An 11,596-nucleotide genomic window follows, 5' to 3' on the forward strand; every position below is an offset into this window, starting at 1 on the left:
CGGACTTCTGGCGAAGGCCTTTGGGCACGTGTTTGAGTTGCCACACACCGGCCGAAACTTTCTTGACCCCGAGGAGAAACCATGACCCCGCCAGACCGCCAACTGCACCTCAACGCTTTCCTCATGAGCACCGGGCATCACGAAGCATCATGGCGTCTTCCTGAAAGCGACCCCCTTGCCCCTACCAAAGTGGAGCACTACCAGCATCTCGCCCGTACAGCAGAACGAGGAAAGCTGGACTCAATCTTCTTCGCGGACTCCCCCGTCCTGTTCGGGGAGGTAGGCCGGCGTCCGGCCGGGAAGTTGGAGCCAACAGTCCTGCTCACGGCCCTCGCCGCAGCGACCCAAAAGATTGGCTTGATCGCCACCGCGTCCACCACCTATAACGATCCTTTCAACCTTGCCCGCCGTTTTGCCTCCGTTGACTGGGTCAGCGGAGGACGTGCAGGCTGGAATGTTGTCACGACGGCCGGACCCGACGCTGCCCGGAACTTCGGCGTGGATGACCAGCCGGCACACGCAGTCCGATATGAACGAGCTGCTGAATTCATTGAGGTGGCCCAAAAATTGTGGGACAGCTGGGAAGACGATGCCATCCTGGCGGACAAAGCCGACGGCGTCTGGGGCGACGACACCAAAATCCGTACCATCGACCACGAGGGGAAGCACTTCCGCGTCCGTGGACCGCTCAACGTTCCCCGGTCCCCGCAAGGACACCCGTTGATTGTGCAGGCCGGGTCCTCGGAAAACGGCAAGAACCTGGCAGCACAGTACGCAGAAGCCGTCTTTACGGCGCACCAAACGCTCGCCGACGCCCAAGCCTTCTATTCGGACCTGAAGGCACGCACTGCAGCGGCCGGACGGGATCCGGAGGGCATCAAAATCCTGCCGGGAATCGTCCCGGTGATCGGCTCCACCGAGGCTGAAGCCTTCAAACTGGAGCGTGAACTCGATGAACTGATCAAGCCCGAGTATGCGCGGGAGCAGCTGGCCAAGACTCTCCGCTTGTCCCCTGAGGACCTTCCGCTGGACCGTCAACTTCCGGCTGACCTGCCCTCCGAGGACGAGATCGAGGGAGCCAAAAGCCGGTACACGCTGATCGTGGAGCTGGCCAGGCGCGAGCAGCTTACTGTCCGGCAGCTGATTGGACGGTTGGGTGGCGGACGCGGTCACCGGACCTTCTCAGGCACACCGGAACAGGTGGCCGATGCCATTCACGACTGGTTCTACGCAGGCGCGGCCGACGGCTTCAATATCATGCCACCCGTCCTCCCTTCGGGTCTGGAGATATTTGTAGACCATGTGGTGCCCATCCTGCAGCGGCGTGGGCTCTTCCGAACCGAATACACGGCCTCCACGCTACGGGGACACTACGGGCTCGTACGTCCGGAGAACCGCTACGCCGGGAATGCCCCGCAGGAACTCACCTCCATCGGCTCTGCCTTCTGAGCCGGTCCGGGTTTTCCGCCTTTGAGCCGATCAGGGTTTTCTGCCTTTTGAACCGGTCAGGGTTCCGGCGGCCTACCGCTTGGGCCAGCTCCACAAGGGACCTTCGAGCGGTCCCAGGCCCTTGATCCTGGTCTCGCCAAGGTCCTTGTAGAGCTCATGTTCATGGGCGGCTCCGCTTTCGCGAAGTGCCTTGAGCAGGGCCTCGGAGTGGGTCACCACAATCATCTGGCTGTTGGCACTGGCCTGGACAATCAGTCCGGCCAGTGCCGGCATCAGGTCAACGTGGAGGCTGGTCTCGGGTTCGTTCAAGACCATGAGCTCCGGGGGACGCGGCGTCAACATCGCCGCGGTGAGCAGCAGGAAGCGCAGCGTCCCGTCCGAGAGTTCGGCGGCCTTCATGGGTCTGAGCATGCCCGGCTGCCGCAACTCCACACTGAACCGGCCGTCGCTGACGGCGATCTCCAATCGGCTTCCGGGAAAGGCATGATCGACGGCGGCATCCAACTGCCGCTCGAAGCCCACCTCCAGCAGCGTCTGGAGTGCGGCTGCAAGGTCCTTACCACTATGGTGCAGAACGGGGGTGCGTGTTCCGAGCTGTGCCTGACGCGCTGGAGCCTCGGCATCGGTGCGGAAATGATCGTAGAACCGCCATGAACGAACCGAGTCACGAACCTGCAGGACTTCCGGCGCACGGTCTTGGTCCGATACCTCTGTCAGCATGCTCTGGAAAGCGTCCAGCCGCCGGGACAGTTCCGTCCACTCACTGTCCGGTCCGCGCAGCCTGGCGAGGCTCCCCTTGCGGTCCACCAGCAGGGAACCAGGCCGTGCAACAGGGCCGGAGAAAATCTGCTCGCGCTTGATCTCAGGATCCAGGCTGAATGCCGAAGGGCGGGACCGGCCGGTTTCCTGATCAAAGCCGGCGCCGCTGGACGCCGGCATACCAAGGTCCACCAAGTACCCGAAGTCGTCACTGGAGTAGCCCAGTTTCAGGTTTACGGACTCCCGACGGACTGTTCCCTGCACAGGTACTTCACCACGGCGCATGGCCTCGCTGATGGACTCCGGGCCAGCCCATAGCGTGGAGGCCAACCCGCCATCCCTGGCCAGGGAACCCACCACGTTCCCCGAGTCACCTCCGGCGCATTCGGCCAGGAGCCTCAGGGCCCGGTATAGGGAAGACTTCCCGCTGCCGTTGGCCCCGGTCACGATGTCCAGGCCATGCAACCCGACGGCGAGATCCCGGATGGACCGGTAGTTGGCGATTGCGAGGGTCTTGATCATAGGCTGATAGTCATTGGCTGCTGGTCACTGGCTGCTGGCTACTGGTCACTGGCTACTGGTCACAAGGGAAATTTGCCGGACAGTTCAAAGGCCCCCGCACACATCCACGCTGCCAAACGGTCCTCCGTGCTTGGACCGCCATCGAGAGGGCTCTCCAGCCGTGGCCGACGTACCCAACACCCTGCTTCTTCCGCAATCAGCGCGCCTGCAGCGAAGTCGTGCTCGTTCAGGCCCCGCTCCCCGTAGGCGTCAAAGGTTCCGTCTGCCACCAGGCAGAGGTCCAACGCAGCCGATCCGAGGCGTCGGACGTCGGCAAATCCGTCCATGAGCCCGGCGAGTCCTTCGGATTGGCTGGCCCGGGTTGCAGGATCGTAGCTGAAGCCGGTGGCCAGGATAAGGCCGGTGCGCCCTGCGACCGGGCCTGCCAGGCGAGTTGCCTCTCCCCCGGCTTCCATCCACGCACCTTGACCGCGGGCCGCCGAGTAGATGCGCCCCAACGCCGGCGCGTGAACAACGCCGGCCTGCCAGACGCCGTCGGAGTCCGCTACCGCAACGGAGGTGGCGTAGTAGACGATGTTGCGGATGAAGTTGGTGGTCCCGTCCAGGGGATCGATGGACCAGCGGTATCCCGAGGGCTGTTGGGGCCGGGTGGTGCCGTGCTCCTCCCCCGTGATGGTGTCGCGGGGCCGTTCGGCAAGGATCGCTTCACGGACAGCGTTCTCAGCCGTGACGTCAAAAGCCGTGACCCAGTCGCCGGCCTCACCCTTGTTGCTGGTGTCCAGGCCGTCGCCGCCAGTCCCTGTGGCAGAGCGCTGGGCGAGGACGGCAGCGCCCGCGGCCGCTGCACGTTTGGCTACAGCAAGCAGCTCTTTGGCATCGGTCATTCGGAGGCCGCTTCCACTGCTGTTTCATCCACCACTGCTGTTTCATCCACTACGGTTGCTTCATCCGTTGCCGCTTTGGACTCTGTCCCGGTCTCTGCCGGGCCGTTGGCCAAGAGCTCGCGGAAGCCGTCCTCGTCCAGCACTGGTACGCCGAGTTGCTCGGCTTTGTCCAGCTTGGTTCCGGCGCTTTCACCGGCCACCAGGTAACTGGTGTTCTTGGAAACGGATCCGGAGGCCTTGCCGCCGCGGATGATGATGGCTTCTTTGGCTTCGTCGCGGCTGAAGTTGGGCAGTGTGCCCGTGACTACGACCGTGAGGCCTTCAAGGGTCCGCGGCACGGAGGTGTCCCGTTCGTCCTCCATCCGCACGCCTGCAGCAGCCCAGCTGTCCACGATCTCGTTGTGCCAGTCCACGGCGAACCATTCCTTGAGCGCCACGGCAATGGTGGGGCCTACGCCATCAACGTGGGCCATTTGCTCTTCCGTGGCGTTGCGGATGGCGTCCATGGTGCCGAACGCAGTGGCAAGAGCACGTGAAGCTGTGGGCCCGACGTGTCGGATGGAGAGCGCCACCAGCACGCGCCACAGGGGCTGCTTCTTGGCTTTCTCCAGCTCCACGAAGAGTTTTTCCGTGGTCGCCGTCGGCTTGGACGGAGACTTGGCCGTTCCCTTGGTGAAGAAGTACGGGACAAGCTCATACTCGCCGGTTCCCACCCCTTTGGACCGCTTTTCCCTCCGGATCTTGACGTCCGCCAGGTCCTCGCGCGTCAAGCTGAACAGGCCGGCCTCACTGGTGAGGGGCGGCGTCTCAGGTTCTGCCGGCTGAGTGAGGGCAATGGCTGCCTCCCACCCGAGGGCTTCGATATCAAACGCGCCGCGGCCCGCCAGGTGGAACACGCGCTCCCGAAGCTGCGACGGGCAGGACTTGGCGTTGGGGCAACGAATGTCCACATCGCCTTCCTTGGACGGAGCCAACGGCGTTCCACATGACGGGCATTCAGTGGGCATCACGAATTCACGGACCGGCGGATCCTGCTTGTCCCGAAGGGCCAGCACCGGACCAACGATCTCAGGAATGACGTCGCCGGCTTTACGGAGAATCACGATGTCACCGATCATGACGCCCTTGGCTTTGACTACGTCCTGGTTGTGAAGGGTGGCCATTCCCACGGTGGAACCGGCAACTTTCACCGGCTCCATCAGGCCGAAGGGAGTCACACGCCCTGTCCGGCCCACGTTGACTGCAATGTCCAGGAGCTTGGTGTGGACTTCTTCGGGCGGGTACTTGTAAGCAGCAGCCCATCTGGGGACCCGGGAAGTGTAACCAAGCGCCCGCTGGGTAGCAAAGTCATCGATCTTGACCACGATGCCATCGATTTCGTGCAGGAGCTTATGGCGTCGCTCACCGTAGTCGGCAATGTACTTCAGGACGTCCTCAAACGTATCCAGGACCTTGAGGTAGGGGCTGACGGGGAGCCCCCACTCGTCAAGGAGTTTGTAGGTTTCCGACTGGCTTTTCGCCTCCAGTCCTTCACGGGCGCCGATGCCGTGGACGAACATGCTCAGCGGACGCTTGGCAGTTTCCGCAGGGTCCTTTTGGCGGAGTGAACCAGCGGCGGCGTTGCGGGGGTTGGCAAGCGGCGCTTTTCCAGCCGCCACCAGCGTTTCATTGAACTCGACGAACGCCTTGGAGGGGATGAACACCTCGCCGCGGATTTCCACTTCCGACGGGTAACCCGAACCGGTGAGCTGCCGTGGAATCTCCTTGATGGTGAGCACGTTGTGAGTGATGTCTTCACCCGTGGTGCCATCGCCCCTGGTGGCGGCACGGACCAGTTTCCCGTCCCGGTACAGCAGATTGACGGCAAGGCCGTCAATCTTCAGTTCAGTCAGCCAGGCGATGGGCGGAACGGAATCCCCAAGCTTGGCCACTGACGCTTCAGCCTTGCGGACCCAGGCTTCGAGCTCATCCAGGGAGAAGACGTCATCGAGGCTGTACATCCGCTGCAGATGCTCCACAGCCGCGAAAGCGGACGAGACCTCGCCCCCGACTTCCTGGGTGGGCGAATCGTTGGACACCAGCTCCGGGTGCAGTGCTTCCAGTTCCTCCAGCCGACGGTAGAGTTCATCGAACTCGGCGTCGGAAACCGTTGGCGAGTCTTCCTGGTAGTAGGCATAGCGGTACTTGCGGACGAGGTCCGCTAATTGCTCGTACTCATCCCGAAGGGACTCCGACGGCGGAGTCCCTTCCTCTGCGACGATGGCCGCAGCGGCTTCCTGGGTTGTGGTGTCGACCGGATCCGGATTCTCTGGTGTGCTCACAGGTCTATCTTGCCGTAACCCACGGACATTAAAGAGTTGCTAGTGGGACGAGGGCCGGTTCTTGCTCCACAACGCGAACGCCAGCCCGCCCAGGCCAACAACCAGGACGGCACCCAGGAGGCCGAACAAGCCCAAGAAGTTGGGTCCTGAAAAGGAGCTTGAGGCCATGGCGGCCGCCGCCGTCTCCCTGCCCTCGTCAACGGGCGTGTTCCAGTTGGAGGTTTTACTCGGGCTTGCGCTTGTAGCGCCGGGGCTCGTGGTCGGAGAGGCCGACGGCATTACCGACGGTTTTTCCGATCCTGAGGCGGTCTCCGCGGTTGCTGTAGCTTCGGACGGGTTCGACGCCGCGCTGCCCGCCGTCGGTGCCACGGGTGCCACGGTGACGAACTGGGTCACCGCAGGCTGCTGTGGCACCTGAACGGGTGGCTGCGGAACCTGAACCGGCTGTGGTGCTTGAACAGGCGGTGCTGGCGCGGGTGTCGCATGTAGGTAGCCTCCTAGCTACGGTTTTCAGGCGGCATGGCGATCTGGAGCTTGCGTACCTTTCCACGTCCCACGATGTATCCGCGGCCCGGGATGAAGTCCTTGCTGATCCTGCCCAAGGAGGTATTGAGGAGGCTGTCGCCTTCCACGTCCCCGGGGTTAAGCAACAGCCCGCGGCGGCCGGACTTGAACGGTTGGGCAAGGGACCATGCCTGGGACCAAGTGGAGGTCTCGGACTCGCCAACCACCCACTGATCGGCCTTGATCGCGGCGGTGACCAAGCGTCCCACTCCTGATTCAGCCAGGGTGTCAGTGAACTCTGTCAGGCCTTCGATGAAGATGGCCATGGTGCCGGGGTTATCCGAGGCTTTGTCGATCAGGTCATCCACCACATCCGAAACTTCATCCGGCCCCACCAGTGACCTGCTCCAGATGTTCAGTGATGCCACAGCGGAGCGGCGGGAGCCGATGTAGATCAAGTCCGTACGCGGGTTGGAACGTCGCAGGGCGTATGCCAAAGTCACCAAGGCGACAGTGCGTCCCGCCCCTGGAGGGCCGGCCAGCAGGAGTGATCCCTTGGCGGCAATGGCCGCCGAGCCCAACGTCTCGTCGTCGACGCCTATCACGGGGTTGTCCGGAGCGCCGGTGGGCAGGATATCCAGGTCCACCAGCTCCGGGAGCCGCTGAATCTGCGGTGCCTGCTCGAGTCCCTGGCGAAGCATCGCTTGGCTGAGTTTGGCAACTTCCCGGGCCTGGAGCGCAAGGTTCGAGTTCCCTCCCAGCACCGCAAGCTGAACTTCGAGCCCGTCCAGGAGACCACGCCCGGGAGGCGAAGCGGCATTGAGGACATCCTTGGGGACGTCCAGGGTCATGTAGTCGTCTTCGGAACTCAGCCTCAGGACCAACCGCTTCTGGATGGAGGCAAGGAGCGACGCCGGCACGGAGTTCGTGCGGTCACCGCTGACTACCAAGTGGATGCCCAAAGGACGTCCGTCGGTGGCCAACGTCAGGAAGATGTCCCACAGCGCAGACAAGTTGCTGTACTCGTAGGACTCACGGAAGGAAGACATGCCGTCCACCAGGATGAAGATGCGCTTCTCTTCCGGACGGTTGGCCAACTGCCGGTATTCGACGATGGTGGAGGCCCGGACCTCTGCAAACCGTGCTGCCCGGTCATCCGCCACTTCCTTGAGCCAGCGCAGCAGTCGACCGACACGCTCTACGTCGTCGCCGTTGATGATTTCGCCAACGTGCGGAAGACCGTCAAGCATCTTCAGGCCCGAGGAACCACAGTCAATGCCGTAAACATGCACCGGGCCACCACGCGGCGTGACAGCCGCGGCGATGGCAATCCCCCGCAGCGCCGCCGACTTACCGGATCCGCCCGTACCGTAGACGGCCATGTTGCCGTCCTTGTCCGGCTCGTAGAACACCGTGGGCTGGTCTTGGTGGGCGGGATCGTCCGCCACACCCAGCAGGAGGCGTTCATCGGTCCGCGGGTTGGGAAGCTTGGAGAAGTCGTAGGTTGTGGCGAGCTCGTTGAGCCATGGCTTCCGGGGAGGCTGGATGGACAGCACGTCAGCTGCGCGGATGATGTTTCCTGTCATCCTGGCAATATCGTTGGGCCCGGCGGGTTCTTCTTCCACCTGCGAGACCAGGGGCGGTTCCCACGTTGGGCCTGATCCGAACGCCATCTCCACGATGTCGATCCGGGGACGTTGCGGTTTTTCCGTCGTCCAACCGCCGGCGTATCCGGTCTGGAAGCCTTGGATACGGCCGGGACCGGTCTTGGCGGCACCACGCCCGGGAATGGACGGATCAAAGTAGGCGGCGGTCGGAACACCCAGAATGTCGGTTGCGTCCACTTCGTCAGCCATGCGCAAGGCAACACGGAGGTTGGTGTTGGCCCTGAGGTTGTCTTTGATGACGCCTGCAGGACGTTGCGTCGCCAGGATCAGGTGCAGGCCCAAGGAACGGCCACGGGCGGCAACGTCCACCACACCATCAACGAACTCTGGAACTTCGGTTGCCAGCGCCGCGAATTCGTCCACGATGATGATGAGGTAAGGGGGTGCCTCGGGATCGGCTTCGCGCTGAAGGGCAAGGAGGTCCTTGGCTTTCTTACGGTTCAGGAGTCTTTCGCGGTAGTGGAGCTCAGCGCGAAGCGACGTCAGCGCACGTCGGACCAGGTGCGGGGACAAGTCGGTCACCAGTCCGACCGTGTGCGGCAAATGCAGGCAGTCGGCAAAGGCAGCACCGCCCTTGTAATCGACGAACAGGAAGCTGACGCGGTCCGGGCTGTACGCAGCCGCCATGCCCATGACCCACGACTGGAGGAACTCGGATTTGCCGGCACCTGTAGTTCCACCGACCAGTGCGTGCGGGCCTTCATTCTTGAGGTCGAGGTAGAACGGCTCCACACCTTTGGAACCAACCAGCGCGCGGAGGCTGCCGTTGTCCTTCCGGTTGGGCACGGCCGTAGCGTGGACGGAGTTGTTCTCCTGCCAACGCTCGGCCACGGCCTGTGGGTTGTCCATGAGTTCCTTGCCGATCAAGGTGGCGTAGGAGACGGCGCGCGGGAGGTCGGAGTCGTCGTCGAGCGGGTTTCCCACGTCCACCAGCGGCGACATCATGCGCGCCAGCTGCGTAGCGAGGTCCGCGTCGAGGCTTTCGCAGCTCACGGGGTACGTGTGGCGACCCAAGCGGACCTGGCCGGTGGTGGTGCCGTGATCGCCATCCACCGAGAGGAAGTCGCGGCAAGCCGCCGGGAGGGACTGCACGTTGGCGGCCACCCACATGATGTGCACGCCGTAGTCGGGGCCTCGTTCCACCAACCGGGTGAGGCGGCCCCGGTCCACGGGGGCGTCGTCCTCAACGATCACCAAGACGGCCGGAACCACGGGCCCGGGAACTTCTTCGTGCTCGTTCTTGAGTCCGGGACGAGGATGCGGCCCCGGCTCCTTGGCCATGGATTCACGTTCTTCCACGAGGTTTTCGAGTCGGGATAACAAGGCAGCACCTGCACCGGGGCCGGCTGCAAGGTGATCACCGGAGATGGGGCTGTGGCCGGAACCAACGTGCGGGAGCCACTGCAACCAGTCCCAGCGCTCACGGGAACGTGCCGACGTCAGGGCCGTGAGGACAACCTCGGCCGGAGAATGGAGGCCTACCAATTGGAGGACCATGCCACGGGCTACGTCGTCCACCACACTGCGGTCACCGGCCACGCCAAAGGCGCCTGAGGTCCGCAGTTGAGACACGATCGGTACGCCTTCAATGACACGGACCTGCTGCAGGCATTCCTGGATTTCGCGCATGTATTGCGGTTCGGTTTCGTTGGCCCCGGGCTCGTCGAACTGGATGCGCGAGGGTGCGGAACCCAATCCGAAGCGAACCCCCAGGAAGTGCTGATGCTCCGGACGGTGGGTCCAGAGAAGGGGTCCCAGTTTGTAGATCGCGTCCACGGTGTCGCTGACGGACGGCGCTTCCTGGAGCCTGACGGCGCGCTCAATGTTCTGCTGCTTGTCGATGTCCTCACGGAAGGCCAGCATTGCTGCCTTGAACTGTTTATGGCCTTCCTTGGCCTGCCGCTTGCTCTGCATTTTGTGGTCCACATAGTGGCCCACAATGAACAGCGGCATCATCGCCATGAAAATCACGGAGAGCAGGTTCTGCGTGAAGGCGAAGAGGACGCCGCCCATCAGGAGCGGCGCGATCAGCATGATGTAGGGGAAGGGCTGGTGTTCCGGGCGTTTGGGACCGGCCGGCGGCACTCGCTTGGGCGACTCGAACCTGGGCAGCACGCGCGGCGAGCGGTTGAAATCCACCAACGGCGAGGACGGAGCGCCCGAGTGGTTGCGGGACAGGGCAACGACGCCCACGGACGTATCGCCCAAGGTAACGGTGTCAGAGGATTCCAGTGTTGCCCGGGTTACCGGCAGTCCGTCCATGAGCAGGCCGTTGGCGGAGTTCGTGTCCACGATTTCCACCGTTTCGCCCACAGTAATCCGGGCATGGCGCTTGGACGTCAGCGGGTCCGACAAACGGATGTCGGCGTCCCGGTCCCGGCCGATGTAGCTGGTGCCGAATGGCAGTGAAAATTCGCGTCCGACGTCGGGCCCTGACATCACGCGCAACGTCGCCGCTGCCGGTCCCCTGCCATTGCCGTTGGCGTGGCCGTCCGATGCGAACTGCTCGCTGACCTGCGCCAGCGAGACCTTGGACCCCGGCCGCAGCCCGGACTCCAGCAGGTTGTCGGTGGGCCGCAGGACGTGTCCTGAAAGCCCGCCGCCAACGAATGCCTCGTCCACGCTGATGGACAGGTTCGACGGCGGTTCGGTCCCCTTTCGTGCGGGGTCGGCAGCCCAAAGTTCGGTGGCAATGTCAGCCACGGTGGCACGACCGTCCACCGTTACGGCGAGGTCCTTTGCTTCCGCAGGGTCGCGCCGCAAGGTCAGGCGGAACTTCATCCTTCGTCGACTCCACTCATTTTTTCAAGGAGATGCAGGTCAGCCGGGGTCACCAGATGTGACGTCACGGCGTGTTCCACCAAGCGCGCCCGGCGGTTGGTGGCAAGTTTTCCAACCCCGCCGCGAAGGCCCACTACGCCTACGCGATCCAGTTTGTCGCAGACGTTATCCAGCTTGCGGTTGAAACGGGTCAACGCCCAGCCCAGGCGCTTGGCGGCCTCGGCAGATGAGGGAATGGCGCTGAAGCCTGTGCCATCGCGTCGCAACATGGGCTCGGCCAAGGCAACGATGAGCGCCTTTTGCGAGTCGGTGAAGACCACAGGTCCGATGGTGGTGTCCCCCGCCTGGTCCTCGTCGCGTGCTTCGTGCCGGAACGACGGCGTCTTCAAGTGAACAGCGAACTCGTAGGTGGTAGGTCCGGCAGTGAAGATCACGTTGGTGTGGCTGAATACCAGCGGGATCCTCGCCCCGGGCGCCAGCCACGCCTGCATGCCGCCGGAGCCGTCAGCGATGGTGGCGGACAGCATGCTTCCGACGTTGCTCAGCCACCACATGCCGTCGTAGCGGGCGATCTGCAGGAAGCGTCGGTGCAGGTAAGGGTTGTCGTCCACCTCCAAGTCACCTTCGCGTCCAATATCGAAGATGTCCTCGTCGGATGGTTCGTACCATTCCCCACAGAAATCTATTGCTAGATCCCCCATGATCTGTG

At 63.3% G+C, this 11,596-nt stretch carries 8 protein-coding genes; 2 read left to right on the forward strand and 6 right to left on the reverse strand.

Going from position 1 to position 11,596, the window contains the following annotated elements; all coding sequences use genetic code 11:
- Window positions 1-81: 81 nt before the first annotated feature.
- A complete protein-coding gene (locus ACLRGI_RS10620) occupies window positions 82-1,449 on the forward strand; it encodes an LLM class flavin-dependent oxidoreductase (protein WP_419201621.1) in 1,368 nt (455 codons plus the stop codon).
- A gap of 72 nt (window positions 1,450-1,521) precedes the next feature.
- Here the strand turns inward: ACLRGI_RS10620 and ACLRGI_RS10625 are convergent, their stop codons facing one another.
- The 4 genes from ACLRGI_RS10625 to ACLRGI_RS10640 are packed head-to-tail and all read right to left on the reverse strand — an operon-like array spanning window position 1,522 to window position 6,103.
- Window positions 1,522-2,730 (reverse strand): AAA family ATPase, encoded by a 1,209-nt coding sequence (locus ACLRGI_RS10625; RefSeq protein WP_419201622.1) that lies wholly within the window; start codon window positions 2,728-2,730, stop codon window positions 1,522-1,524.
- A gap of 59 nt (window positions 2,731-2,789) precedes the next feature.
- Entirely contained in the window at window positions 2,790-3,614 is an 825-nt protein-coding gene (locus ACLRGI_RS10630) for an inositol monophosphatase family protein (RefSeq protein WP_419201623.1), read from the reverse strand.
- Complete coding sequence (gene ligA, locus ACLRGI_RS10635; RefSeq protein WP_419201624.1) at window positions 3,611-5,935, reverse strand: NAD-dependent DNA ligase LigA; 2,325 nt, start codon at window positions 5,933-5,935, stop codon at window positions 3,611-3,613. The genes ACLRGI_RS10630 and ligA overlap by 4 nt, the downstream gene beginning before the upstream one ends.
- Window positions 5,936-5,974: 39 nt before the next feature.
- Window positions 5,975-6,103 carry a hypothetical protein gene (locus ACLRGI_RS10640; protein WP_419201625.1) on the reverse strand — a complete coding sequence of 43 codons (129 nt, stop codon included), beginning with the start codon at window positions 6,101-6,103 and terminating at the stop codon, window positions 5,975-5,977.
- Between ACLRGI_RS10640 and ACLRGI_RS10645 the strand changes: the two genes are divergently transcribed.
- Window positions 6,102-6,353, forward strand: coding sequence for a hypothetical protein (locus ACLRGI_RS10645; RefSeq protein ID WP_419201626.1), 252 nt, complete (start codon window positions 6,102-6,104; stop codon window positions 6,351-6,353). The genes ACLRGI_RS10640 and ACLRGI_RS10645 overlap by 2 nt on opposite strands.
- A 79-nt stretch (window positions 6,354-6,432) precedes the next feature.
- On the opposite strand, the gene ACLRGI_RS10650 is transcribed toward ACLRGI_RS10645, so the two are convergent.
- The gene (locus ACLRGI_RS10650; protein WP_419201627.1) at window positions 6,433-10,887 is read right to left on the reverse strand and encodes a type VII secretion EssC family protein; all 4,455 of its coding nucleotides are present in this window, start codon (window positions 10,885-10,887) and stop codon (window positions 6,433-6,435) included.
- A complete protein-coding gene (locus ACLRGI_RS10655; RefSeq protein WP_011774153.1) occupies window positions 10,884-11,588 on the reverse strand; it encodes a hypothetical protein in 705 nt (234 codons plus the stop codon). Before ACLRGI_RS10655 ends, ACLRGI_RS10650 begins: the two co-directional genes overlap by 4 nt.
- Window positions 11,589-11,596: the final 8 nt, after the last annotated feature.

It is taken from the genome of Paenarthrobacter sp. PPS72 (genome assembly GCF_048537125.1).
GTDB lineage: Bacteria > Actinomycetota > Actinomycetes > Actinomycetales > Micrococcaceae > Arthrobacter > Arthrobacter nitroguajacolicus_E.

Bases quoted from the DNA above. Each gene is read 5' to 3' on its own strand.
- ACLRGI_RS10620 (WP_419201621.1), top strand. From the start codon at position 82: ATGACCCCGCCAGACCGCCAACTGCACCTCAACGCTTTCCTCATGAGC.
- ACLRGI_RS10625 (WP_419201622.1), bottom strand. From the start codon at position 2,730: ATGATCAAGACCCTCGCAATCGCCAACTACCGGTCCATCCGGGATCTC.
- ACLRGI_RS10630 (WP_419201623.1), bottom strand. From the start codon at position 3,614: ATGACCGATGCCAAAGAGCTGCTTGCTGTAGCCAAACGTGCAGCGGCC.
- ACLRGI_RS10645 (WP_419201626.1), top strand. From the start codon at position 6,102: ATGGCGGCCGCCGCCGTCTCCCTGCCCTCGTCAACGGGCGTGTTCCAG.
- ACLRGI_RS10640 (WP_419201625.1), bottom strand. From the start codon at position 6,103: ATGGCCTCAAGCTCCTTTTCAGGACCCAACTTCTTGGGCTTGTTCGGC.
- ACLRGI_RS10650 (WP_419201627.1), bottom strand. From the start codon at position 10,887: ATGAAGTTCCGCCTGACCTTGCGGCGCGACCCTGCGGAAGCAAAGGAC.
- ACLRGI_RS10655 (WP_011774153.1), bottom strand. From the start codon at position 11,588: ATGGGGGATCTAGCAATAGATTTCTGTGGGGAATGGTACGAACCATCC.